This window comes from Cytobacillus oceanisediminis (assembly GCF_003182355.1).
GTDB lineage: Bacteria > Bacillota > Bacilli > Bacillales > Cytobacillaceae > Cytobacillus > Cytobacillus oceanisediminis_A.
Map to the genome: position 1 here is coordinate 14,388 of NZ_QGTW01000004.1, position 26,726 is coordinate 41,113.

The following is a 26,726-nucleotide window of genomic DNA, read 5'->3' on the forward strand; positions in this document are numbered from 1 at the left end:
GTATTTAGATTAGTCGAGTAATGCAAAAAGAGCTTGGATTCGTATCCCAGCTCTTTTGAATTTTGTTTCTATTGATTTATTTCATTTGCTAAAAATTCAATTCCCTTAACGGCTGCACGATAGCGAAAATAATCTTTTAGCTCTTTGGATTCTTGAAGAAACTTTACATATAGAGATTTAGCCTGGTTAAATTTCGGCATTATTACCTTTCAGTGAATTTAGTATATCGAGTTTGGTGTTGATATCTTTTTGAACTGATTCCCACCATAAATAACATTCTCCGCCTCCATAATTAATTTACATGCAAATTGGCTTTTAGATCTTTTAACACAAATATCTAGTTTTGATTCGACAAAATTCGGGTGGTACCTGGTACCACCCTTCTTTTTTACTAAACTAGAAATAGATGAGGTGACTATTTTCCTTATTTTGATAGTTTTTGTTTAGCTGGGGTTAGATGTGGGTATTCCTATTTTGGAGTAAGTTGGTTGCTTGATTTTTCGGAATATTCTTGATTGATTAAAGGCCCTTTAGAATTTTCATTTTCCATCCGATATTATTTTCAAGGGCAAAATTACTGAAAAGTAATGACGCAAAGCTACAGGGGCCTCTATCTAAAAGATAAAGCCAGCCAGCTGCCATCAAAAAGTAAAGGAGAATATTTGATGTCAAATCACACTTGGGTTACACCGGAGGAAATGGCGAGAAAGAAAGAGTTAAAAAGGAAGCTGCTTTATATTTCTTTACCAATCCTTGTATGTTTGATCAGTGCATTCGTAACGGTTTTAGCAAATCAAATTTGATAATTGGGTCTAGTATGACTACATAATTCTTTCAAAGTAACATCCAGTGGAGGATGTTACTTTTTATATATAGAGAGAGAATCGAGCTTTTTACTATCCTTTTATTACAAAAATATTAAAATTGAATGATTTTGTAATATAAAAAGTAGTTTATTGAAACCTTCCTGTTATGTTCCTCTGTTAAGATGTTCCTATCAAGGGACATAAAGGAGATACATTTTGAAGAAAATACTAATCTATCTAACTGTTGCTGTTTTTCTATCATTGGGATTTTCAAATGTCACTTCAGCCGCTGGAAATTCGACATATACAGTAAAATCAGGCGATACGCTTTGGGCAATTGCTAAAAAGAATAAAGTAACTGTTCAACAACTAAAATCTTGGAATAAACTGACTTCAAATACGATTAAACCTAAACAGGTATTAAAAATATCTTCTACAGCTGTAAAAACATCAACTGCTGCGAAAGCTTCAAAAACAACACAGAAGGCTCGCGCGTATAAAGAAATCACTGTGAAAGCCACAGCTTACACTGCAAGCTGTAAAGGCTGCAGCGGGATTACTTACACAGGGATTAACTTAAAAAAGAACCCCAATGCTAAAGTAATCTCAGTAGATCCAAAGGTTATTCCACTTGGATCCAAAGTATACGTACCTGGTTACGGAGAAGCAATTGCAGGCGATAAAGGTTCTGCAGTAAAAGGAAACAAAATAGACGTCTTCATCCCAAACAAACAAAAAGCTCTTCAATGGGGAAGCAAAACCGTAACAATTAAAGTATATAAATAATAGAACAAAAGAGAATCTCCTGAGAGGGAGATTCTCTTTTTTTATGGTGTCAGGCTTATTCGACAAAATTCGGGTGGTACCTGGTACCCTAAAGACCTATATTTTTGGAAGGACTATTATCTCATTTTTGTGTATTGACATAATATTTACAAAAATTGAATTGTGCCGGTAATAGAGGAGTGTTTTACTAATATTGGAGTATCATGTAAACGTTTCAAATACTAGAAACTGGAGAGGATATTATGATAGGAAGACGTCAGAAAAAGATGTTCAGCCTTGTGTCTATTTTTACCTTAATCCTTAGTCTTTTTGTTCCGTTTTCTTCTGCTCATGCAGAAGGGGCCATAACGGTTGCAGAGGCTATTGCGAATAATAGCGGTACTGCCACGGTTGAGGGATATATTGTCGGAACAACAACTTCTACATCTAATTATAAACATGAGGGGCCGTTTACGGTTGCAACGAATATTGCGATTGCAGACTCTGCAACTGAGACAGATCCCAGTAAGATTATGCCTGTTCAACTGCCAAGCGGTCCTATCAGAACAGGTATAAATTTGGTTGATAATTCAGAGAATCTGGGGAAGAAAGTTCAAATTACTGGGAACCTTGAAGCTTACTTTACAGTTCCAGGTTTGAAGAGTCCGACAGTCTACACCTTTGTAGAAGAAACTGATCCAACACAGGTTTCAGCAGTCAAAGCCTCTCCTGAAGCAGGGGCGGTTCAAAGTGGTACAGAAGTTACTCTTTCAACTTCCACGGAAGATGCTGCGATCTATTACACTACTGATGGTTCTGAACCCACTACAACAAGCTCTGAGTATTTAGAACCAATCGTGATCAATGAGGGTACAACAATCAAAGCCTTCGCTGTAAAAAGCGGCCTGGATAATAGCGAAATATCAACCTTTGAATATAGCATTGCTCAGGAACAAACAATTGCCGAATTACGTGCGCTGCCTCTGCCGCATGAAGGCACAGTCCTTACAAAAGGTGTGGTAACAGCGGTATTAGGTTCTTCTACCTACATACAGGATGAAACAGCAGGAATCGTATTATACGGGCCGCGCCTTAATGTTCAGCCTGGTGATGTTGTGAGAGCATCTGGTAAATTGACAGAATATGCAACTCTTTTGGAAATAGAGGTACAAGCTGAAGACGTGAATGTAATCGAAACAGCTGATATACCTGAACCGGAAGTCCTTACAGCCGGCCAGCTTGACGAAAGCAAAGAGGCAACGCTAGTGAAAATTGAAAAGGTATCCGTACAATCATTTAGCGGCGGAAATTATACAGCGGTTGATGAAGAAGGTGTTTCCTTCCAAATTAGGCCAAGTGATTCTTCCCTGCTAACTGTAGACACAAGCTATGATTCCATCACTGGGGTTTTAGGTGTCTATAATGGGACTTACCAGCTAATCCCGCGCAATGCATCTGATGTCATTGCTGATTCCACCAAAGTCCAGCAGGTAGCGGCAACACCAGGTTCAGGTTTTGTACAGTCAGGCGATCAAGTCCGTCTGTCGACCTTAACTGAAGGTGCAACGATCTACTATACTACAGATGGTTCTGAACCAACTTCAGCCAGTACGGTTTATACCACGCCGATCACAATCAATAAAGATACTGCGCTTAAAGCGCTAGCAGTAAAAGAAGGCTTAACAAACAGCAAAATATCTGTATTCAATTATATTATTCAAAAAGAAGATGTCCGTATCCATGACATTCAAGGTGCGGGACACTATTCAGTATATGACGGTTTTAATGTAACCGATGTAGAGGGGATCATCACGAAAGTGGTAGATAACAATAACTTCTACATGCAGGATCAAGAGTCTGATAATGATCCTAAAACCTCAGAAGGAATCTTAGTTTATAAAAGTAAGCACGGTTTAACAGCGGGAGACGTTGTTTCTGTTAATGGGCAGGTAAAAGAATGGGTGCTTGATGGCTATTCGGAAAAGAAAGAAACAGATTTGCCTGTAACAGAAATCAGTGCAAACTCTGTTTCCAAAACAGGAACTGGAGAGCTTCCTGCCCCAGTTATAATTGATAAGGACAACCTTCCAACCGTGGTCATCGATAATGACAGCTTCTTTGAGTTTGACCCAGCAGAAGATGGCATCGATTTCTATGAAAGCCTGGAAGGAATGTTAGTTCAAATAAACAATCCAAAAGTAGTGGCACCTCAAAAGTATGGTGAGCTTGCAGTTGTACCAGGAGATGTCCCAACGAACACTGCAGATGGCGGACTGCGCATTACTGAAGACGATTTTAACCCAGAAAGAATCCATATTGATATGAACAATGAAAACTTTGTGGCTAAAATGGGCGACAGCTTCGCAGGACCCATCCAGGGAGTTGTAAGCTATGGCTTCAGCAACTATAAAGTATTAAGCGATGCAGCAGCTTTGCCAGAACTCGTGGAAGGTAAAGTTGTTCGCGAGGATACAATCATTTCTCCTGAAGAAGATAAACTCACCATTGCTTCTTATAATGTTGAGAACTTCTCTCCAAAAGTAGATGCCGAGAAGGTTGCTAGATTAGCAGAAGCGATTGTCAAGAACATGAAGCAGCCTGATATTATCGGACTGACAGAAGTCCAGGATAATGACGGTCCAACTGACAGTGCTACAACTGACGCCAGCCAAAGCGCAGAGCTGCTCATCCAAAAAATAATTGAGCTGGGCGGACCGGAATATACGTATACCGATATCGCTCCAATCGATAAAATGGATGGCGGGCAGCCTGGCGGAAATATCCGTGTCGGCTTTCTTTATAACGCTGAACGCGTATCCTTGATGGAAGGCGAAAAAGGTTCTGCCATTGATGCTGTTGGATTTGAAGAAGGCAAGCTGACTTTAAACCCAGGCCGCATCGATCCAACCAACGAAGCTTTTGAAGACAGCCGTAAATCATTGGCAGCACAGTTTGAGTTCAATGGTAAAAGCGTCATTGTTATCGCTAACCATTTTAACTCCAAAGGCGGAGACCTACCGTTATTCGGGAAAGTCCAGCCGCCGGTGTTAAATAGCGAAATTCAGCGTATGAAGATTGCTAACGTAATTAATGGCTTTGTTAAAGACGTGAAAGAAAAAGATCCGAATGCCAACATCGTATTGCTTGGCGACTTTAATGATTTTGAGTTCTCCAATCCTTTACAAACATTAAAGGGTGAGGAATTAACGAACATGATCGAAAAAGTGCCAGCAGACCAACGCTATTCTTATTCCTACCAAGGAAATGCCCAGGTGCTGGATCATATTTTAGTATCCAACAACCTGGCAGACAGAACAACAGTTGATATTCTTCATATTAATTCGGGCTTTATGGAAGAGCATGGCCGAGCGAGTGACCATGACCCAGTCATGATTCAAACTAGCCTAAAAGAGCAAGCGGAACCAGAAGAGCCAAAGTATGATCATGTATTTAATCTGGTAGACTACCATGCGAAAAAGTATGTAGTAGGACCTCATAATGCACTGGTCACTATGGATGCACCATCAACCTTAACAGAAGGGCTCTGGCTGAAAAAATCAGCAACCTTAAAAGGTGAAGGCCTGAAAAATACAAGAGTTGTCATCAGCTCAGCAAACAAAGGTGCGATTGTCGACCTTTCAGGGGCAGAGATTAAAGAAGTCATGATTGAAAGCGATAAAGTCGAGGAAATCCGCGGGGCGGAGAATGTCCAGAAGTGGACAATCGGCAAGAAAGCAGATGCTTCCCTTATCAAATTTACTGACTCAAAAGGAAATGCCATGCATTCTCCTTTTGAGCCAAAGGTAAACCAGGCACCTGTTCCCACAAAAACGATCGAAAATATCAACGCGAAAACGGGCGAGCAAGTTTCACTTGATTTAAACGAATACTTCTCTGACCCCGATGGAGATGCATTAACTTATACTGCAACAATCGGAGCTGTAAATAGTTCAATCCTGACGCTTCCGACAGAGACTCCACAAACATTACTAATTGCAGTAACTGCAAATGACGGGAATGGCGGCGAAGTGACTGTCCGCTTTTCCCTGACAGTAGAAGAAGCTGAACAGCTCGATGGCTATTATGAAGATGCTTCCGGAAAAACGGGTGAAGAGTTAAAAGCAGCGCTTCACAACATCATTTCCGAACAGACAGTTATTTCATATAGCGATGTTTGGGACGCATTAAAGGAAACCGATGAAGACCCGGCTAATCCTGACAATGTCATTCTTTTCTACACAGGAGAATCCCGCTCAGAGAACCTTAACGGCGGTAATGTCGGTGATTGGAACCGCGAGCATGTTTGGGCAAAATCCCATGGCGGTTTTGGAACCAGCATGGGACCTGGTACAGATGTGCATCATTTGCGTCCTACTGATGTGAAAATCAATAGTGCCCGCGGTAACCTTGATTTTGATAACGGCGGAACAGCAGTCAGCGGATGTGATGGCTGCTATAAAACCGCCAACTCTTGGGAGCCACCGGATAGAGTAAAAGGCGACGTTGCGAGAATGCTCTTTTACATGGCTGTCCGCTATGAAGGCAACGGGGAAGTGGACCTGGAATTAAACGAACTGCTGAATAATGGGTCAAATCCTTACCACGGAAAGCTTTCTACACTGCTAGAGTGGCATGAGCAGGATCCCGTTGACGAATTTGAACGCCACCGTAACGACATCATTTTTGAAAAATGGCAGCATAACCGCAATCCGTTCATTGATCACCCGGAATGGGCGGAAATGATTTGGGAGCATGCAAGCTAATAAGCTATGAAGGATGGAAATCGAAAAGGATTTCCATCCTTTTTTTTCTATTATATTATTATTAATTTCAACCAAAACGCACATTTATTACAAAATTCTTCCTAATTATAGTAAAATTGTATTATTGTCGAAAATGAGGGGCAGGATAACAAGAAGCCTGTCGTTATTTGTAAGGAGTGGAAAAATGTTTGCAAGATTAAGAGTTTTAGCTGTTGTTGCAGTTGCTCTAAGTTCCCTTTTATCAGCGGGCTCAGCGAGTGTTTCGGCTGCAACACTGATCGGAAAAGGCCTATACATTAAAAAAGGAGTGACCATTGAGATTGATGGCAAGAAGGCTGTATTTAAAGACCCTATTCTTAATAAGGCCGGGCACTTGCTTTTGCCAATGAGAGATTTGTATGAAGCGATAGATGCAGAGGTTTATTGGGATAAAAAGAATCAAACAGCAAGTGCCGTTAGAAATGGAAAAAGAGTAGATCTTACCATAAACTCTGCTATTGCTAGAGTAAATGATAAGAAGGTTACTATGAACGTAGCTCCTCTTATGTACAAATACAGGACTTACGTTCCGCTGCGCTTTGTGAGTGAAAACCTTGATGGAAAGGTTTATTGGAACCAGGGTGAACAAACGGTTGAAATAACACTAAATCACCAAGAAGCTCCAACCACAAGTCCACAAGAAGATCCATACGTGCTACATATGAATAATAAAAGAATCATTATGGAAGATCCTTTAATCATCAGAGGTGGAAGAACCTATATACCTGCTAATTATTTTTATGAAAACCTGGAGAACACTACTGCAAATTGGGTATCGGATAGCCAGTTAGAATTTCAGATAGCCGGTTTGAACTTTGTTTTTTCAAACGGAAGCCAGAACGTTTTGGTGAATCAGGAACCGGTACAGATCGAAGAAAAGCCGTTTATTCAATCGGGAAAAATGTATGTCCCTGTCCATTTTATCGTAAATGCACTGGGAGGCAATCTGCGTATCCTTACTGATAAAAAGGCAATGTATATCTATCTTTATCATTATATGTTTACAAGCGATTTTCTTGAGAAAACGGTTGGTTCAACCACTCGCCCTGCTTATGTGCCTAATGCAAGTTTAGAAGGCTCTCGTGACATGCTTGTAAGCGATAATCCGGAAAGAGTTACACCTGCCCTCGTTCCGAATCCTGCAGCCACGCTCTCTCAGCACAATGTAAATTCAGCAGATTCAGTTAACGAACACCGGATTTTTGGATGGCACCTCAATAAGCTTGGAAAAGAAGCGAAGATTGGGATTACCATTCAAAATATTTCAAGAAGCAATAGCTTGGAGGTTACAGGCTCTAAAGGTTATGTTAAAACGAGCGGAAACAGCTGGATTAATTATGATATTGGTCTTCCAATTGCTGATAAAGTTCTGAATGACAAGCTAAATGATTCAGAGAGTAAAGGGATTGTTATACAGCCTGGTGAAACAAAAGTCATTGAAACATACGAATTGCATCCTAACTATATTATCGGCTTTTTGCAGGATGTTGATATTCGCTCCATAAACGGAGGAAACGGTGAATACACAATTCGAACTGTATTGACAACAAATGATACAGACTTAACAAGCATCCACTCAGAACAAGTTCCGATTGATCCATATGCTGCACATCCGAGAGGAGCATGGCCAAATGCTGAAATTCGGGCAAATCTGCCTGCCTATACAGTTGGCTCACCGGAAGTTGGCTATAACATATCTAACGGAAATACGGATCACTTCCTAAGCGAAGAGAATTCATTATCTAAGGTCAATGGCTCAGTTGGAAATTCAGGCCACTTTGGTATGAATTATAAGGTGAATATCCCAATCATCAACCCAACTGGTAAAGCTAAAACAATCAAGCTTAAAATAGCAGGCAGAGGGGGACTATATAGCGGAGCGGTGAAAATGAATGGAAACGTCCATTTGATCCCAACCCTTAAGCCTTTCACGGAGTATGCAGAACTCCCAGCTTACACTGTTACAGGTGCTGAGGAAATGATTAGCCTTGAAATCATGCATGCCGGGGGAGCCAGCCTGCCAGCTGCGATTTATGTGGAGGCCAAATGATAAAAAAGGAGAACCGGCAAATTTTTGCCGGTCTTTTTTTGGGGTAAAATAGTCCTTTTGCATCGATATTTGGAGAAAACTAGCGAAAATTGTTGAAAATATATTACTATAGTTATATGATATTTGTATGAAAATTGAAAAAGGCAAACTTATTGAAAAATAAGGACGCAAAGCCATGAGTCTAAGGTCATATATATGGCTAAGATCGTCGGGCTGCCAAAATGTCGGGAGTACATGTCTTTTTATGGGGTATAGCTATTAATAACATTCAAACTCTGCCGGGCGTTGGCGGGTTTTTTACTTTTAGTTTTCAGAATTGTAAAAATTGGAAAGGCGTGGATAAAATTGAAGGTTTATTACGGATCGGTCGAATACTTTGAAAGAGAAATTATTCATTCTCTTTCCCGCCAAGAGGCAAATTCTTTACGGGAAATTGCAGATAAGCTGGAAAGAGAATTGTTATTTGATTTTATTTGCGATGAAAAAATCAAGAAGGAATGCTTGAATAACCTGGAATGTGCGTGTACAAAAGTGAACCATCAATTTATTGATGCGGATGGAACAGATAGTTCCATATCAGCTTATAATTAATACACGGAAACACAGCAATTAGGAGACAATTTGCAGTGAGTGGGTTGGTCTTTTTATAACAAATGGAGCCCTGCTCATGCGAGAGGGCTTTTAACATCGAATCTCTATTCCTTGCGTTTATTTAATATCTTATTAAGCAGCGCCTGATTTTTTTCACAAGCATCTTTTGTTTCATCAGTTAATAACTTGTATTCAATCACTTTGCCCTCGTTATTAATATTTGCTTCAATCATATCTCCATCTGACAGGTATAAAGAAAATTGCTTAATTGAAACGACTACTCTGTCACATTCATTCTTGCTCGGTAATAAAATAACATTTTCCCCCTCTATTGCATCAACAGTGTATTTTTCCAACTCGATCATCCCTCCTCAACAGTGAACCCATTTTCAGTTGATTCCACAATAATATTTCCATCATTGTAAGTACTGAATATTTTGGAACCTATTGATTTTAATCTTAGTACAACTTCGGAGTTTGGATGGCCATATGAATTGTCTCCATATGAAAGTATGGTAATGGAAGGCTGGACTTTATTCAGGAAGCTTGAAGAAGTTGAAGTGCTGGAACCATGATGGCCAGCTTTTAGTATATCTGCAGAAACATTGTATTGTAGGGTCATATTCGCTTCGTTCTCCATTGTTGCATCTCCAGTTAACAAGAAGCTAACGTCTTCATGGACCACTTTTAATACAACAGAGGATTCATTTAAATCTGAACTTGAATAGGTGGAATTTAACACTTGAACAACAAGATCTTCATCAATGTTTAAAAATTCCCCTTTAGATGGGATTTCCATTGGGATATCTTTTTGGTCAATTAATGTTAAATAGTCTGTATAGGTTTGCGTAGTATGAACTTTTCCGCTATCCAGCACTTTTTTTACAGGAACCTTCTTTAAAACTTCGATAAGGCCGCCAATGTGGTCAGCATCTGGGTGAGTAGCAACCATGACATCAATAGAATTGATGCCTTCCTTGGCTAAATAGTCTATCACTTCATCGCCTGCATATCTGTTTCCGCCGTCGATTAATACATTCTTTCCATTAGGGGTTTCCAGCAAGATGCTATCGCCTTGCCCGACATTAATAAAATGGGCGGTGATTTCACCGCCGGCAATGTTTACATCATAGTTTCTAATTATTCTAGCCAGGAAAGAAGCAAATTCTGCCCGGTTTACATTAGAGTTTGGCCTAAAAGTGTTGTCTGGATATCCGCCCGTTATATCATTATGAACCAACACTTGAATGACGCCATAAGCCCAGTGTTTAGTTGAAACATCTTTAAATGAAATGCTGCTTTTTCCAGTTAGGTCGTATGCTCTAACTAGCATCGCAGCTAGCTCGGCTCTTGTAATGGCAGCATTCGGTTTAAAACTTCCGCCGCTGTATCCGCCCATAATATCTGCTTTTGCAACAGCACCAATAGATGTGTATGCCCAATGCTTTGAAGTTACATCAGTGAACGAAGGTCTTGCAGTAGGCAGATCTAAGTGCCGGGTAATGATAACTGCAACTTCGGCACGAGTTATACTCTTTTTAACACCAAATGAACCATCGCTGTATCCGCCTACTAACCCTAGCTCATATAAAAGGTTAATATTTGCTTCTGCCCAGTGGCCTCCTGTGTCAGTAAAAAGACCAGGCTGAGGCTTAGGATTATCTCTTATAATATTTCCATTGGCATCATGGTAATGATATTCCCCTGTTTCCAGTCCATATTGAGCACAGTTTGTCCAGCAAGTGTGCCCACCACTGGAATCTGTACCACCTGGAGATGCAGAGACTTTGGATATAGGAATAAGAAATAAGGATACAGTAAGAAATAAAACGACTAATTTTTTCATAGTGGCCTCCTTAGATGTGAATTAATTTCCATTTGATATTGTAACAGAATTGTAATAAAAGGGGAGGGTAACTCAACAGGTGGAATAAATTACTAAATAATGATAGGGGGATTTTTGGCTTTAGGAGCGTGGCTGGGCTTATTTGTTTCTTATGGTATTGTGATCTTGATGCGGTTCATTAATAATTCATTAACATCATTTTTCTATCTGGATTTCATGGAAAAGTCCATTATGCTTATAGGTATATTGCTTGCAGCCATATTAGGAAATGCTGCCGGCAAGCGTAAATTGAATAAAAAAGAGGCGTGATGACAAAGCATCACGCCTTTTCTAATTAGTTATTATTTGGTTCAGAAGAATGGTTGGTTTGCTCTATATTTTCATTCTCTGTAACTGCTTCTTCATTTTCATCCTGTGAATCAATTGTTGTTTCTGATGTTTCATTAGAAGCTGGCTCATCTGATAGTTCAGCAGATTCAGATTCCGCTGGCTGTTCGCCGATAACTGGCTCCGCCGATTCTTCGGAACCAGTGTTGCTTTCTTCTGTTTGCTCTTTCGCATCAGCTGGTTCTTCGCTCGGCATCTCTTCCTGTTGAGGCTCCATTGTTAATACTCTGACTAACAGAGCCGCAAACTCAGCCCGTTTAATTGGTGTATCAGGCCTGAAGGTTCCATCAGGATATCCCTCAATTAAGTCATTTGAAGATAGGATCGTAATGGCCTCATTTGCCCAATGGTCTTTTTTAACATCAGGCCATGAGACATCTTTTTTCTTTTTAAGGTCAAATGCATTGACGAGGATGGCAGCCATTTCAGCACGGGTTAACGTCTTATCCGGATAGAATCGGTTTCCTGGCATTCCCTCCATAATATCTTGCGTATAGACCGCAGCGATTGATTTGTAATAATAGTGATCCTTTGTCACATCTTCGAAATTGGGATCAGTCATATTAGCTGTATCTAGTTTTAAGGCCCTCACAAGAAGCGCTGCAGATTCAGAACGTGAGATTTGTCTGTTGACACCAAAGCTTCCATCAGAAAGTCCTCCGGTAATGTTCTGGTCTTTTAAATAAGCAATCTGCTGCTGAGCCCAGTGCCCGATTGTGTCCGTAAAGTTGCTTGTATACGTAACCGTAACTGGTACGGGTGTGCTGGTGTTTCCTGCAGCGTCAGTGGCTGTAATCGTTAGAACGGTTTCAGCTTTCTGGGCTGGAATGTCAACGCTAAAGCGTCCGTCGGCACCAGCTTTTGATTGGCCGAGAAGAGTTCCATCTTTTTTAACAGCTACCATTACGTTTGCTTCACTCCCGCCTGTCACAGATAAAGTAATGTCTGTAACCGGATTTACAACCGGTTTTTCAGGAGGTGTGACATCTTTCTCCGCTGGCGAAGTGATCAGCGCTGTAAGTGTTTCATGGTGCCACCCGATTTGTGCTCCAAGTGCTTCAGATACAAAACGCAGCGGAATGAGGGTTGTATTATTGACAATGATTGGAGCAACATCTAATGTTTTTGCTTCACCATTTACTTTAGCTGTCTTCGATCCAACCTTTAGTTCAACCGTTGTATCATCTTTTTTAGCAATAACGGTATTGGTTGATTGCACCCATTGGATGGTTGCTCCGAGTTTTTCAAAGACTCCTCTTACAGGCACTAAAACGCGGCCGTCTATATAAAGGGCAGGCTGCTGTAAAGAGAGGAGTACCCCGTCGATTTTAACTCTTGCTTCTATCGGTTTAGGCTGTCCGCCTCGTGCCAGGTAGAGCTTGTAGCTTTCGCTAGCTGAGTATAGTCCGACATATTTATTTTGCGTCCAAATTGTATCGAATTGGGAAAGTGGTACATGTGTATTTCCTGCGTATGTACCAAGCTCTGGTGTAAAACCAGGGCGGCCATATTTAGATACAAACCAGTCCGTATAGCCTCCGCCCGATGGATTCGAGGTAGGGGCAACCAGACTGTAGCCTGTATACTGGCTAATTTTTTTCGCGTAGTTCTGATCCCGGGTAAATCGGCTGCCTGATTGGTGGAAGTACCAATATAAAATTTCCCCGCTTGTATGGTAAGCAATAGCCATGTCAGGGTTGATTTCCTTTGTGAATTTTACAATGGCTTTCGTTTCGGCAGCTTGCTCAGGAGCTGTTCCTTTATGGTGGCTCCATCTCGGGGAAGGATAATTGTTCCGGATATTTGACCAATCCGCGTTATATTGGCGGTTCAGGTCAATCCCCTTTGCACTTGCCTTCCATCTTTTAAAATCTGTGCTGCCTTCGTTCATTTTAATCAATGAGCTATGTATACTTGAAGGAAACTTGCTAAGCCCAAACTGCTGCAGGGTCACACCATCTGGATTAACCATGGGCACGAACCAAATGGTTGTTTCGTCCAGTACCTTTTTGACATTGAATCCGCCAAAGGTCTGCTGGCCCTTATACATTTTTGCATATTCTTCAAGCATGTTCATACTTAAGTTTGTCGTTATCCACTCACGGGCATGATGTGAACCATTGATAAAAAGGTTCGCATTTCCCGTACCGAGTGATACTGCATAAATCGGCCTGCCGTACTCGCTATTTCCAATTGACTTGTATTTGATAATATCCGGATAACGGTCGGCTAAAGCCTTAATATCCCGCACCATCATCTCATATGTATACGTCTGTTTCGGGTTGACAATATCGGCAGCTTGTCCGACAGCCGGCTTAAAAATAAATAATGCCATCATCATCGAGATGAAAATAATAAATTTCCGTACCTTCACATAATCCCTCCTTTAATCACTAGAGTCTATTATACTTGCAAACTATTGGTGGATGAATAATGAAATGGTACTAGAAGGAGGAGGCATTTTAATTGAGGGCAAGAAAAAGGGATTGTTGTAATGTTTTATACAATTGGTGTGGTTGAAATTGGCATAAAAGGAATGAGGGAAGGCGCAATTTCTATAAATAGAAGCTTGGCCAAGGCTATTTACATGCTTAAAATAAAAACTGTAAACTCGAAATGTGCCGGAATTCTAATCGCTATTAAAATCTCTCTTTGGAATCCTTTGGCTGTTTTTGAAATAATAAGCATGAATAATAGCCCGGTTAAAACTCTAACCTTATTGGGTCAGATCATTTGTGGGATGCTTTTTTTCCGTAGGGCAGGAAATCAATCAAACGTTTGATTGATTTAATGTTAAATTTTTCCATACTATGCATATGTACCTTACCGGCTGGAAAAAATAGATTGCTAACAGGGAAACAAGGTGTGAAGTGCATTGTTAAGGTTCGTTTTTCTAATTGTTTGGGCTGGGATGATTTTTCTCTGTACTTGTGTGGCCAGTTTAGAAACTGCGGTGGAGACGAAAAGTATTCAATTTAATTTGACACCGAATCCGCCAATCGAAGAATTGTTGGAGCCGTTGCCTGCAGGTTTATCCAGTGCCTTCCTTCTGCGAAAAGCTGGTCATGCGCTGGTATTCTTTATTTTTACTCTTGCTTTATATCTGGTTTTTCCATTTCCTCTTTTGAATGTCCTCAGCTCAATGGTATATGCAGTGATAACTGAATTTCTACAGTTGCTTTTTATGAGGGATGGAAGGTTCTTTGATGTGGGATTTGATAGCTTAGGGATCTTTGCTGCGTTTTTGCTTATTGTTTTAGGCAGGAGATTTTTGAAGATAAATAATGAAACGAAAATAGATACCTAGAAGGGACTTCCCATCTAGGTATTTTAATTTGTAAAGTATATTTCTACACGATTCCTATCATTGGTGAAAACATAAAAGTGCTGAAAGTCCCTGCCTATAACCCTTATTGGGTACTCTTTTAATGAAAGGGAAAAACGGTGTTCTTTATTTTTATAAAAGAAAAGGCAGGCACCTCCTATTTCAAGTGAGCTATAATGAAAAGCCTCCCTTTTCATTAGAAGGCTATCCTCATAATAATTCAGGATCACTTGGCAATTCTGATAGTTATTGAAAATAGCAAGATCACTTATTTGCTTTTCCATACTCTAAGTACAAACCCTCCACAGCCGCATTGGTCGATATATTTGATATCGATTTTATTTCCGAAGAAGAGCAACAAGGCTTCACTTAAATAATCCTCAGGATTGCCGAAGTTCGCTGGTGTCACAACGTTTACATAAAATCCTTTCGCCGTCTGCCGGACTGCATCAATGGCTTCCTTTACGACCAATTCCACATTGCTCTCGTATTCTCCATGTTCCAATGAAATGGACCAATTCGTTTCCATTAGTCACCCCCTAAAAAAACTGCTCAAGCTTCCTATTTTCATTATATCGGCTGGAAATCCCCGAACCTGTGAGCTGCTTCACTTCCCCGCCAAAAAAGCAGTTTCTCTAACTAAAAAGAAATCAATCAAACGTTTGATTGAAATTGGAGAGGGAATTATTCGACAAAATTCGGGTGGTACCTGGTACCAAACGGTCTGATTTTTGCAAAGTTGGCATCACAACATTCGGACTTCTTTTTGTGTATAGGATGAGTATAATACGTATTAGGCAGAGTTTTCTTTTAATTAAAGGTCTAATCTTTGCAAATTAATGATCTCTGGAATCATTTTTTGGATCGTGTAAAGGAGGGAGCGCTCCCCATGATTCTTGACCATCGCTGTATGACGATTTTGACGAAAATTGTTCATGCGCCCTCACATGTTTCTCCACAGGAGATCATGGAGGATCTGAATGTTTCAAAGCGGACCGTTTATTATGATGTGGAAAAAATCAATAGCTGGCTTAAAGAAAAAGAATTGGAAGAACTTCGTTATGTGCGTGCTGCAGGTTTCTTTCTAAGTGAGAAAGGAAAGCAGCAGGTTAGACAGATCTTAAGTTCATTTGATAAAAAAACGAGTTATGAGTTTTCTCCGAAAGAGAGGATTGCCTGGGCAGCTATCTTAATCCTGACCCGTGAAAAAGCGATATTTCTTCAGGATCTCATGGATAAGCTGAGTGTGAGCAGAAGTACTCTTCTGGCAGACATAAGGGATTTAAAAAGGCAGCTTGCCCAGTTTCAGATTGAATTAAGTTTCCATAAAACCTCTGGCTATTTCATTGCTGGTGAAGAACAGGATAAACGAAAGGTGATTATTTATTTCCTGTCACAGGTTTTAATGAATCGAGGCTGGAATGATCTTATATCAGAGGTCCAGTTGACGATTCAGGATCAGCATGGAATCCCGCCGGAATTATTCCAGCGTTCTGATGTGGATACGATTTACGGAATTTTGAATGAAAGTGAGTCCTATTCCGGAGTCCAATATACGGATGAGGTAATGGAAACATTAAGCGCCCACTTATATTTACTCATTAGAAGGTTTAATCAGGGAAAATATATCAAGATGGATCCCGTTGAAAAAGAGGTTATTAAAGAAACAAAAGAGTACAGTGCTGCTCAATTTATCTGCCGAAGAATTGGAAGCGGTTTCCGTTTAAGTGTTCCTGAAGATGAAGCCTGTTATATTGCCACCTACTTGCTGAGCGCAAAAATCAGCGACTATAAAGCAGGTGAAATGGAGAACAAGGAGCTTGGGAATCTAAAGAAAATGGCTTCCCGAATGGTGGATGATTTTCAAAAATACGCCTGTGTATTTTTTCAAAACCGGATCGAACTTGAACGGAATTTACTTATTCATCTAAAGCCCGCCTATTTCAGAATCAAATATGGCATTGAGGTGGAGAACCCTCTATCCAAATCCATGCAGGACTCGTATCAGGATCTGTTTATCCTTACAAAAAAAGTGGTGCATCATTTTGAGTATGTTCTTGGCAAATCTGTTTCCGATGATGAAGTGGCCTATATAGCCATGCACTTTGGAGGATGGATTGACAAAGAGGGAGTGAAAGTGGAAGCCCGCAAGAAGGCTATGGTAGTTTGTGCAAGCGGAATCGGCACTTCAAGAATACTGCAAAAACAGATTGAAGATCTCATGCCATTGGTGGATGTAGTAAATGTGTTCACCGTTCGGGAGTATGAAAAAGCATCCCTTGCCGGTTTGGACTTTGTCATCTCTACAACGCCAGTAACCGAGAAAAACGTTCCGGTCTTTGTGGTCAATCCCATTTTAAACCCTTCGGAAAAAGAAACGCTGCTTAAACAGGTTCAAGCCGCTGAAAAGACGCCTAAACCAGAAAATATTGAAGCTCTTATGAGCATTATTCGGAAGCATGCTGATATAAAAGATGAAAGCATGCTCATCCAGGAGTTAAAGGCCTACTATCAATCAAGTAAAGAAATGAAAAGCGAGGTGGACCAAAAGCCGATGCTAAATGAAGTACTGACCCCGGATAAAATTCAGTTTGCAGATTCAGCAGATAGCTGGCAGGAAGCGTTGAAAAAGGCGTCGCAGCCATTATTGGAGGATAAATCGATCAGCCAAGGGTATATTGACGCGATGATTAAAAATGTAAATGAGATGGGGCCATATATCGTCATAGCCCCAGGGATTGCACTTCCACACGCCCGCCCTGAAGCAGGTGTAAACAAATTGGGAATGAGCTTCCTGCAATTAAAGGAAAGCTGCTCTTTTTCAGAAAAGCCCGAGCACCAGGTAACGCTGTTCTTTGTTCTGGCAGCAATTGATAATGAAACACATTTAAAGGCATTATCCCAGCTTTCCAAAATGCTTTCAGATGGGGATAACCTTGAAAAGCTGCAAAGTGCAGATACAGCAGCAGAAGTTTTAGCGATTATTAATCAATATTCAAAAGACTAAGGAGGAAATAAAAATGAAAAAGATTTTAGTTGTATGCGGAAATGGACTTGGAAGCAGCTTTATTGTAGAGATGAATGTAAAGACAGTGTTGGGGCAATTGGGAGTAGAAGCGGATGTTTCACATACAGATTTAACAACTGCCAAATCTGAGAAAGCGGATATTTACCTTGGTTCAAAGGACTTAATTTCAACTTTGGATGATGGGGCAAGAACGATTATCGGATTGACCAATATCCTTGACCAAAACGAACTAAAAGCTGCATTAGAATCACATTTATCATAATAGAAATATAAAAAAGAGCAGGCGAAAAATCGCCCGCTGAAAAATAAAAAAGACAATTATAGTATAACTTGAGAAAGCTTTTAGTGTGAATGATTTTTCTCTCAAAAATAGATAAAGAGACTGATAGAAAAGGTTCTATTTTAAAAGGAGGGGTAAAGATGTTTGATTTTATCATGAATGATATATTGGGCACACCTGCCATCCTGGTTGGTTTGTTCGCCTTGTTCGGCTTGCTTCTTCAAAAGAAAGGAATTGCCGATGTTATCTCAGGTACTTTAAAAACAATCATGGGCTTCCTCATCCTGAACGGAGGAGCAACCATCTTAATTGGTTCGCTTGATATCTTTGGAAAAATGTTTGAGAAGGCATTTCATATTCAGGGTGTCATTCCGAATAACGAAGCGATTGTAGCGATTGCCCAGCAAACATTTGGCAAAGAAACAGCTATGATCATGCTTTTCGGGATGGTTATGAATATTGTGATTGCCCGCTTTACACCGTTTAAATATATTTTCCTGACTGGCCATCATACCTTATTTATGGCGTGCTTAATTTCAGCGGTTTTTGCAACAGGCGGGGTAACAGGACTGCCGCTCATTATCATTGGTTCTATTATTCTGGGTTTGCTAATGGTATTCTTGCCTGCACTAGTTCAGCCTTATGTACGTGAAATCACAGGCAATGATAGCATTGCGGTTGGACACTTTGGATCATTTGGCTATTTTATTGCAGGGTTTATCGGAAAGCGTGTAGGGGATAAAACAAAATCGACTGAAGATATAAAGGTTCCTAAATCACTTGGCTTCCTGCGTGATACGTCGGTTGCAATGTCACTGACAATGACTATTCTTTTCCTGGTTGTGGCTCCTATTGCCGGGAAAGGCTATGTGGAGACAGAACTGAGCGGAGGGGTAAACTTCCTGGTATTCTCTCTGATGCAGGCCATTACCTTTGCAGCGGGTGTGTATGTCGTGCTTGCAGGTGTACGTATGCTGATCGCGGAAATCGTACCTGCTTTTAAAGGGATTGCTGATAAAGTAGTGAAGGACGCAAAGCCGGCATTGGATTGCCCGGCAGTATTTCCTTTTGCGCCTAATGCCGTTATTATTGGTTTCCTTTTCAGCTTCATTGCCGGTTTACTTTCCATGTTTTTACTGCCTTTATTCGGGCTTAAAATTATTGTTCCAGGCCTGATTCCTCATTTCTTTACAGGAGCAGCTGCGGGGGTATTCGGCAATGCCACAGGCGGAAGAAGAGGTGCCATGATCGGGGCATTTGCCAACGGTCTATTAATCTCATTCCTGCCTGCACTATTGCTGCCAGTATTAGGTTCTCTGGGATTCGAAGGAACCACATTTGGGGACTCTGACTTTGGTATCGTCGGCATTCTATTAAGCTTCCTGATTAAGCTATTCTCATAAAATCAAGTACAAAAGGGGATTTCACTAAACAGTGAAATCCTTTTTTTATTCGACAAAATTCGGGTGGTACCTGGTACTAGGTAATTTCTTCAATAAAATGGTAAACTATTGAAGGGAGGGTGATTTATGAGAAGGATATGGTTTGTCGTTTTTGCTGTCCTGGTTTTGGCCGCTTTGAGCGGGTGCAATAAGGAGATAAAGCCCCAGGATCGCTTTGCACAGTATGTGGATCATTGGAATAAGCAGGAGTTCGAAGAGATGTATGAATTCCTTTCCGAGGATGCGAAGCAGGCGATCGGCAAAGAGGATTTTAAAGAACGTTATGAAAAGGTTTACAAAGATTTGGAGATAGACAATTTGAAGGTTACATATGAGCCTGATATGGAAAAGGAATATAAGAAGGAAGAGAGCGCCAGTTTTCCTTCTTCTGCTAGTATGGACAGTGCAGCCGGGAAGATTGATTTTACCCATGATGCGAAGCTTGTGAGGGAAGAAACGGAAGATGAGGAAAGCTGGTTTGTGGCTTGGGATACGACATATATTTTTCCTGAGCTGGGGCCTGAGGACAAGATCAGCTATTCGACCATTCCGGCTAAGCGCGGTGATATTGTGGACCGCACCGGAGACCCGCTTGCTTTAAACGGAACCCTTTATGAAATCGGTGTGGTTCCTGAGCAGATGGGAGACCAGAAGGAACAAACGATCAAAGGTTTGTCTGAGGCGCTGGGAGTTTCCGAAAAGCAGATTAATAAAAATCTGAACGCCAGCTGGGTACAGCCAAGTTATTTTGTACCGATTAAAAAGGTTTCCCCTGAAGATAAGGAAACGCTTGATAAGGTCTTTGCGTTAAAGGGAGTTTTAAAGCAGGATGCCAAAGGCAGGATTTATCCTTTTGGCGAATCGGCGGCCCATTTGATTGGTTACGTGGGACCTATTACAGCGGAAGAACTGAAAGAGCGCGAAGGCTATTCAAGTACTGATATGATCGGAAAAAGAGGACTGGAGCAGGTGCTGGAGGAACGGCTAAAAGGGTCGAACGGAATCAAAATTGGCATTAAAAAGAAGGATGGTTCAGAGGCAGTGCTGGCTGAAAAGCCTGTAGAGAACGGCGAAAATATTCAGCTGACCATTGATGTGAATCTACAGCAGTCTCTCTTCAAAGAACTGGGAGGAAAGCCGGGAACCGCTGCGGCGATTGACCCTGTAACAGGTGAAACCTTGGCGCTGGTCAGCAGCCCAAGCTTTGATCCTAACCAGGCTTCATTAGGTTTTACGGCTGACGAGTGGAAGGCGATTGAAGGGAACAAGGACATGCCGCTCATGAACCGTTTTAAGCAAACCTATGCCCCGGGTTCTGTCATGAAGCCGCTAACGGGTGCAATCGGACTAACCGAAGGAACATTAACACTGGACGAAACCATTAATGTAAAGGGCCTTCAATGGCAGAAAGGCAGCTCATGGGGAGGATATAAAGTTACACGTGTAAAAGATCCGGGTGGTCCCGTTAATTTTGAGAAAGCGATGATGTACTCGGATAATATTTATTTTGCCCAGGAGGCTCTTGAGCTTGGGAAAGATCGATTTGCGGCAGGCCTCAAGAAATTTGCATTTGAAGAAGAGATTCCATATGCATTCCCGCTCGAGCAGTCCCAAATCGGCAGCCTGGACAGTGAGATTAAGCTCGCCGACTCCGGTTATGGCCAGGGGGAAGTTGAGATGAGCATCCTTCACCTGGCAGCGTCATATACCCCTTTTATCAACAAAGGTTCCATGATAAAGCCTGTATTGATGGAAGGTGAGGAAAAGGGCCAGGTGCTTAAAGAAGGCGTGATGAGCGAGGAGATAGCTAACACAGTGGCGTCCACGATGGAAAAGGTCATTCAGGAACCAGGCGGTACCGGCCGTGCTGCCTATATGAATGACTATCCTTTAGCAGGTAAAACCGGGACGGCAGAGCTCAAGAAAAGCGCTGACGAAAAAGGCCAGGAAAACGGCCTATTCGTTGCCTACAACCCGCAATCACCTAAGCTGCTTATTGCGATGATGATCGAGGGGGTTGAAAACAGCGGTGGCTCAAAAGTGGTTGTAGATAAAGTAAAAAATGTCTTCGAGGCGCATAAAGGGCGTTTCTAAGGTAATACCTGAATATGTGTACTTAAGAAAGTGTCTGAATTCCTGTAAAGGAGCCCAGACACTTTTTTATTCGACAAAATTCGGGTGGTACCTGGTACCAAAAAGAGCTATCGCATATTTGCGATAGCTCTCTTTTACGGAAAGAGTATGGCTTTAGTTATGCCCGTAGCTGATCAAGTTAGTGAAGATTCGGTAGCCGCCTGGGACTTGGCCTTGGATTTGGCGGTAGAATACCAGGTTGGTGTAGAGGTAGGTTCCTTCGCCGTAGTTGGCCATAAGGATGCCGCCGTCGAATGGTTCTTCATTTGGATCTCCCATGCGCACGAAGGTCTCGAAACGTTCATCCCAGTCCATTGGATAATATAATCCTCTTTCCTGAACCCAGTTATCCCAGTCATTATCCGTAATTTTATTAGGATAGTTGAACAGCGGCGATTCCGGCTGCAATACGGTTACGGCTGCATTTTCATCTGTTACTCTCCAGCGGATCGATGGGCTGCCAATAGTCAGAGGATATGGTGCAGTGTCCTTCGTAACCCAGCCATCGTTCGGCTTATGATACTGAACCACCACATGTCCGCCATTTTCTACATATTGTTTCAGACGGTCATTATTCGCAGCAAGATCCTCCCTTGATAAGTAGGCGCGTATACCGACCACGATTGTATCATACTGGCTTAAATCTCCCGAAGCTAAGTCTGACTCGGTGAGCTTTGTAACATCAAGCCCTGCATTTGACAGATAATCTGCTACCATATCAAAGCCGCTTTCAATATAGCCAACCTTTAAGCCATCTGGTGCAAGCAATTCAAAGGCCACTCCATTTACTTGGGCAGGATACAGATAATAGAATGTGCCAATATGGTCATACTGGATTTCCTGAACAGTAGAATCAAAGGTTTTTCCATCCACAACAGCCTGGGCGGATATTTTAAAGTCTCCGTCTTGAATATCGGCTGGCGGATTCAATGTAAAAGTTACTTCTTTTTCCTCCAAAGAGGAGTCAAAGTTAACCGTGGCTGTTTCCGGGCTTACTGACCAGCCTTCAGGAACATTCAAGGATACAGAAGACTGTGCTGCTCCATTGCGGTAGTTTTTCACCTTCACGGTTACTGGAACTTCTTCCTGAACCTTAGAAGTATTAATAACTAAATCCTCAGGAGAAAGGGTGAGTCCGACGTCTGGCAGAACTGCAATGGTGCCTTCAAGTTCAGATACTTTAACAGTCTTTGCTCCGGCAGACTCATAGCTGACATTAACCTGTATGGCAGGCTCGGCATATGCATGGTAATACTCTGCGTCTGATGGAACACCTACGTCATATTTGATTTCTAATGTTTCACCAGGTGCAAGGTCAGCAGCTTTTGCTTTGCTGGAAACTTCCCAGCCCTCTGGAGTTAACAGTTCAGCACCAGCTTTCTTCAGCATTTGCTCCCCTTTATTCGTTAACGTTACTGTAACGGCTGTTTCCTGTCCTTTTGTAAGGATGTTGGATTCAGCAGCCGCTTTTATTTCAAGCTCAGAGGATACAAAGCTCGCATCTAAAAGTTGATCCTTTTTAACTTCAAGCTTATGAAGCAAATCAGATTTCAGCTGTGCATTCAGCGCGGACTTTTCTGTTTTCTTTACTAAATGGTCTGCTTTTTTTAAGGCCTTTTGAGTTTCGCTAAATACTTTGCTATGACTAGGATAGCTGGAGATAATAGAATCCAGGTTCTTTTGGAATTTAGTAAACTGTACTTGCAAATCTTTCTCTTTCGTTGGAAGCGCTTGGGCCCACTCCTCAAAATCATAAGGGATACCGGCAAAAAGCTCCTTTCTGCCATTTGTCTCAACAGCGCTATTAACTAATTCCAGGTGAGTCTGTCTTGGGGCAACAGGGATGTCATTTCCCATCCCCTGGCTTTTGTGCATATAGCGTGATTGTTCACCTATTTGCGGATAGGATTTACCGTAAACAGGGTCATACATTCCGATTTCTATGGAAGTATCAGCTGTATCTTTTGATTCCGCTGGCAAATAGTGCTTTTTAATCTGCCAAACTGATAATCCCTCTTTTAATTGTTCAGGAAAAACGTTAGGATCTGCTGCATCTTTGAAAGCTTCTTCACTTAGGATGGTCATTGTACGGTGGTGTCCATGCTGGGTATCTGAGTCTCTGAAGGAAGGCATAACAATATCGGGCTGGTAAGTACGGATAAAACGGATTAGTCTTTCATAAGTAAGATCCTTTCCCCAGTGATTAAGAGTCTCGTCCTTCGTTTTCGAAAATCCGAAATCATAGATGGAATCTGAGGTCGTTTCACTTAGATGATAGGCTTTTACACCTGTGATTTTTGCTGCTTCAATCATTTCTCTGGAGCGGATAATTCCAAGGCCGTTGCCAAGCTCCAGCCCTATTTCATTCTGGCCGCCTTCACCGCGGTTGGCAATTAGGCTTGAAGTTTTTACGCCGAGGCCTCTTGATAGGTAGGCAAGAAAGTCACTTCGCTCATCATCAGGGTGTGCCCCAGTGTTCAAAAAACTGACAGTTGTCTCAAGCGGCTTTACTGCGCTCCATAGATCCGCATCATGCTCATCTGACTGGGCGCTTCCGCTTACAGGCAGCAAAGATAGGATTAACGCTAGTGACAGAAAATAAATAAAGATTCTTTTCAAAGTGTGTAACCCCTTTCAATTTTGGTGAATTCCTAGCTCTTTTGCACTCCTTTCGTCCTGGGTAAAAAGCATGTTAGTTAATCTGCCTAACTAACTGCAGATAAACCTCCACCTAACAAATATCATAATAGGGTAAAACTGTAAATATTGCAACATTCAGAAAATTAATTATTTTAATTGAACTCCCATAGACATAATAAGATGCTGAATTATCATAAAATTAAAATAATAGGTTGTAAACATATACCAGGTAAGTTATATTGGAGTTAATTAGTAATATTTACTAACCAAATCAATTAAGGCCGTGATGAGATGAATTTAAATGGGACACCTATGCAAATGAAATCAATGAATAAGAAAAGGGTACTTCAATGGATTCAGGAGAATTCACCGACTTCAAGGGCTGAGATTGCTGCGAAGATTTCCATAAGCAAACCAACTGTTTCTTTATTAGTGGATGAATTGATTGGGGAAAAGTGGGTGTATGAAAAGGGGATAGGAGAGTCGTCCTCACAAGGCGGCAGGAGACCTATACAACTCTATTTCAACGATAAAGCGGCTTATGTGATCGGAACGGACATCGGCGGCACGAAAGTAAAGACTGTTATTAGTGATCTGGGAGGGAACATTGTAAATTCAAGCAGTTTTTCAACCAATCAATTTTTGGAATCAGGACTTCTTAAGCAAATCTCCAAAGAGGTTCATGTCATGCTGGAAGAATGCCAGATTCCTTTGGAACAGGTGCTTGGAATGGGAGCAGGTGTACCGGGTATCACCCAAACATCCAGCGGTATAGTAGCAGAAGCACCGAGCTTGAATTGGGTAAGATATCCTTTTTTAAAAGAAGCTCAAAAATGCTTCTCCTTTCCAGTTCATGTAGACAACGACGTAAATGTTGCTGCATTAGGCGAACAATGGATGGGAAACGCCAAAAATAAACAGAATGTTCTGTTTATAGCAGTCGGTACGGGAATCGGAAGCGGGATCATTATCAACAATCAGCTTTACCGTGGATATTCAAATGCTGCCGGTGAGATGGGCTATATGGTAACGGATAAAACAGATATGAAAAAAGACTTCAAGCCGGTCTTTCACCGTTATGGTTATCTGGAAAGTGTAGCCGGGGGGAAATCTATCGGCAAAAAACTGACAGAATTAATACAGCAAGAGCCAGATCATCCAGCATACTTGCAGGCACAGCAATCAGAACTGCCTGGAGAAATGGCCTTTACACTAGCAAAAAAAGGTGACAAGCTGGCAATTTCGGTAATTGAGGAGTCCATTGAGCACCTTGCATATGGAATTATTAATGCTGCAAGCTTATTAAATCCCGAGGTAATTATTTTAGGAGGTGGTGTTTTAAAATCATCTGATTACATTTTGCCCAAATTACGACTTATCGTGAATCATTATCTTCCCAGTTCAGTAGAATTGAAGACTTCACGATTAGGCGAAAGTGCAGGAGTACTTGGTGCTGTTTCACTCTTTTTGCGGGAACATGAAAGTATTATTAAATTTTCATAATGAGGGGGATTTTTCAATGAAAAATAAGAAAAGGGCGTCGATGTTAACAACTTTATCCATATCAGCCGCATTACTGCTTTCTGCATGCAGTTCTGAACAAGGCTCCAGCTCCAGTTCCGATTCAAAGGAGCCGGCTGAGAAAGAGAATAAACTGGAAGAAAAGGTTGTTGTGTATTCTCCGCATGGAAAAGATATTTTATCAAAGTTTGAACAGCAATTCGAGGAAAAATATCAGATTGATGTTGAGTGGCTTGATATGGGATCACAGGAGATTCTGGACCGGATTCGCTCCGAGAAAAATAATCCACAGGCAGATGTTTGGTGGGGAGCTCCATCTGTGAACTTTGATCAGGCAAAAGATGAAGGGCTGTTAAAACCATATGAGCCTTCCTACTCCGGTAGCCTGGCGGAAGGATTCCATGATCCGGATTGGAACTGGTCCGGCACAAGCCAAACACCAGAAGTCATTATGTATAACAGCAAAGAATTGTCCAAAGAAGAAGCGCCTAAAGACTGGGATGAGCTTCTTGACCCTAAGTGGAAGGATGAAATCATTATCCGCTACCCGCTTGCTTCCGGTACGATGAGAACGATTTTTTCTGCGATGATTTATCGTGATTTCAAGGATTCCAATGATACAGCTGCCGGATACGAATGGCTTGAAAAATTGGATGCAAACACAAAAGAGTACGCAGCGAATCCTGAAATGATGTACAACAAAGTGGCCAAAGGGGAAGGAAAGCTTTCTGTCTGGGCGATGCCTGACGTCGTTATGCTAAAAGAAAACAAAAACTATCCTTTTGAATTTATTATTCCGGAAAGCGGTACACCTGTCTTGACAGAAGGAATTGCGATTGTGAATGAAGCTCCGCATCCAAAAGCGGCAGAAGCCTTCTATGAGTTTGTCAATACGCCGGAAGCAGCCAAAATCCTTGCTGAGGAATTCTACCGCATTCCAACAAGGGATGACATTGAAGGACTTCCTGAGTGGATTACCAATACAGAAATCAAGAGCATGGATATCGATTGGAAAGTATTTCAGGAGCATAGTGACAGCTGGATGAAGCATTGGGATGAAAACATTAAGAGCGGAGAGAAAGAAATTAAAGAATAGGAAGTGTAATAGGT

19 protein-coding genes and 2 riboswitches are annotated in these 26,726 nt (G+C 41.4%); of the genes, 14 read left to right on the plus strand and 5 right to left on the minus strand.

Annotation, left to right across the window (positions count from 1 at the left end; genetic code table 11):
• Positions 1 to 557 precede the first annotated feature (557 nt).
• Positions 558 to 643: riboswitch (cyclic di-GMP riboswitch) on the plus strand.
• Between the two features lie 22 nt (positions 644 to 665).
• The 5 genes from DFO73_RS28570 to DFO73_RS09015 all read left to right on the plus strand — a co-directional run bounded on the left by DFO73_RS28570 (position 666) and on the right by DFO73_RS09015 (position 9,014).
• Complete coding sequence (locus DFO73_RS28570) at positions 666 to 803, plus strand: hypothetical protein (RefSeq protein WP_181395970.1); 138 nt, start codon at positions 666 to 668, stop codon at positions 801 to 803.
• 219 nt (positions 804 to 1,022) lie between these two features.
• Entirely contained in the window at positions 1,023 to 1,592 is a 570-nt protein-coding gene (locus DFO73_RS09000; protein WP_110064460.1) for a 3D domain-containing protein, read from the plus strand.
• Positions 1,593 to 1,834: 242 nt separating this feature from the next.
• A complete protein-coding gene (locus DFO73_RS09005) occupies positions 1,835 to 6,334 on the plus strand; it encodes a chitobiase/beta-hexosaminidase C-terminal domain-containing protein (RefSeq protein WP_181395971.1) in 4,500 nt (1,499 codons plus the stop codon).
• A 184-nt stretch (positions 6,335 to 6,518) separates the two neighbouring features.
• The gene (locus tag DFO73_RS09010; RefSeq protein ID WP_110064461.1) at positions 6,519 to 8,423 is read left to right on the plus strand and encodes a copper amine oxidase N-terminal domain-containing protein; all 1,905 of its coding nucleotides are present in this window, start codon (positions 6,519 to 6,521) and stop codon (positions 8,421 to 8,423) included.
• 132 nt (positions 8,424 to 8,555) lie between these two features.
• Positions 8,556 to 8,644, plus strand: a riboswitch (cyclic di-GMP riboswitch).
• 124 nt (positions 8,645 to 8,768) lie between these two features.
• A complete protein-coding gene (locus DFO73_RS09015) occupies positions 8,769 to 9,014 on the plus strand; it encodes a hypothetical protein (protein WP_142669516.1) in 246 nt (81 codons plus the stop codon).
• A 104-nt stretch (positions 9,015 to 9,118) separates the two neighbouring features.
• Here the strand turns inward: DFO73_RS09015 and DFO73_RS09020 are convergent, their stop codons facing one another.
• Both DFO73_RS09020 and DFO73_RS09025 read right to left on the minus strand, forming a co-directional pair.
• Positions 9,119 to 9,370 carry a hypothetical protein gene (locus tag DFO73_RS09020; protein WP_142669517.1) on the minus strand — a complete coding sequence of 84 codons (252 nt, stop codon included), beginning with the start codon at positions 9,368 to 9,370 and terminating at the stop codon, positions 9,119 to 9,121.
• 5 nt (positions 9,371 to 9,375) lie between these two features.
• Positions 9,376 to 10,860 carry an S-layer homology domain-containing protein gene (locus DFO73_RS09025; RefSeq protein ID WP_110064464.1) on the minus strand — a complete coding sequence of 495 codons (1,485 nt, stop codon included), beginning with the start codon at positions 10,858 to 10,860 and terminating at the stop codon, positions 9,376 to 9,378.
• A gap of 114 nt (positions 10,861 to 10,974) precedes the next feature.
• Between DFO73_RS09025 and DFO73_RS09030 the strand changes: the two genes are divergently transcribed.
• Entirely contained in the window at positions 10,975 to 11,169 is a 195-nt protein-coding gene (locus DFO73_RS09030; RefSeq protein WP_110064465.1) for a hypothetical protein, read from the plus strand.
• Between the two features lie 25 nt (positions 11,170 to 11,194).
• Here DFO73_RS09030 and DFO73_RS09035 read toward each other — a convergent pair whose 3' ends face one another.
• Positions 11,195 to 13,621: a M14 family zinc carboxypeptidase gene (locus DFO73_RS09035; RefSeq protein ID WP_110064466.1), complete on the minus strand. Its 2,427-nt coding sequence runs from the start codon at positions 13,619 to 13,621 to the stop codon at positions 11,195 to 11,197.
• Positions 13,622 to 13,741: 120 nt separating this feature from the next.
• On the opposite strand from DFO73_RS09035, the gene DFO73_RS09040 reads away from it, so the two are divergent.
• Both DFO73_RS09040 and DFO73_RS09045 read left to right on the plus strand, forming a co-directional pair.
• Positions 13,742 to 14,029 (plus strand): hypothetical protein, encoded by a 288-nt coding sequence (locus DFO73_RS09040; protein WP_110064467.1) that lies wholly within the window; start codon positions 13,742 to 13,744, stop codon positions 14,027 to 14,029.
• Positions 14,030 to 14,122: 93 nt separating this feature from the next.
• Positions 14,123 to 14,554, plus strand: a complete 432-nt coding sequence (locus DFO73_RS09045; RefSeq protein WP_142669518.1) for a VanZ family protein — start codon at positions 14,123 to 14,125, stop codon at positions 14,552 to 14,554.
• Positions 14,555 to 14,840: 286 nt separating this feature from the next.
• Here the strand turns inward: DFO73_RS09045 and DFO73_RS09055 are convergent, their stop codons facing one another.
• Positions 14,841 to 15,101, minus strand: coding sequence for a CGCGG family putative rSAM-modified RiPP protein (locus tag DFO73_RS09055; RefSeq protein WP_110064469.1), 261 nt, complete (start codon positions 15,099 to 15,101; stop codon positions 14,841 to 14,843).
• A gap of 360 nt (positions 15,102 to 15,461) precedes the next feature.
• On the opposite strand from DFO73_RS09055, the gene DFO73_RS09060 reads away from it, so the two are divergent.
• The 4 genes from DFO73_RS09060 (at position 15,462) to DFO73_RS09075 (ending at position 21,416) form a co-directional block, all read left to right on the plus strand.
• On the plus strand, positions 15,462 to 17,579 hold the full coding sequence (locus DFO73_RS09060; protein ID WP_110064470.1) for a BglG family transcription antiterminator: 2,118 nt from the start codon (positions 15,462 to 15,464) through the stop codon (positions 17,577 to 17,579).
• Positions 17,580 to 17,592: 13 nt separating this feature from the next.
• On the plus strand, positions 17,593 to 17,862 hold the full coding sequence (locus DFO73_RS09065) for a PTS sugar transporter subunit IIB (RefSeq protein ID WP_110064471.1): 270 nt from the start codon (positions 17,593 to 17,595) through the stop codon (positions 17,860 to 17,862).
• A gap of 158 nt (positions 17,863 to 18,020) precedes the next feature.
• On the plus strand, positions 18,021 to 19,283 hold the full coding sequence (locus DFO73_RS09070) for a PTS ascorbate transporter subunit IIC (protein ID WP_110064472.1): 1,263 nt from the start codon (positions 18,021 to 18,023) through the stop codon (positions 19,281 to 19,283).
• 126 nt (positions 19,284 to 19,409) lie between these two features.
• Positions 19,410 to 21,416, plus strand: a complete 2,007-nt coding sequence (locus DFO73_RS09075; protein WP_110064473.1) for a penicillin-binding transpeptidase domain-containing protein — start codon at positions 19,410 to 19,412, stop codon at positions 21,414 to 21,416.
• A 153-nt stretch (positions 21,417 to 21,569) separates the two neighbouring features.
• On the opposite strand, the gene DFO73_RS09080 is transcribed toward DFO73_RS09075, so the two are convergent.
• Entirely contained in the window at positions 21,570 to 24,074 is a 2,505-nt protein-coding gene (locus DFO73_RS09080; protein WP_110064474.1) for an NEW3 domain-containing protein, read from the minus strand.
• Between the two features lie 312 nt (positions 24,075 to 24,386).
• Between DFO73_RS09080 and DFO73_RS09085 the strand changes: the two genes are divergently transcribed.
• Both DFO73_RS09085 and DFO73_RS09090 read left to right on the plus strand, forming a co-directional pair.
• Positions 24,387 to 25,598 (plus strand): ROK family transcriptional regulator, encoded by a 1,212-nt coding sequence (locus DFO73_RS09085; protein ID WP_258309354.1) that lies wholly within the window; start codon positions 24,387 to 24,389, stop codon positions 25,596 to 25,598.
• Between the two features lie 16 nt (positions 25,599 to 25,614).
• Positions 25,615 to 26,712 (plus strand): extracellular solute-binding protein, encoded by a 1,098-nt coding sequence (locus DFO73_RS09090; protein ID WP_110064799.1) that lies wholly within the window; start codon positions 25,615 to 25,617, stop codon positions 26,710 to 26,712.
• Positions 26,713 to 26,726: the final 14 nt, after the last annotated feature.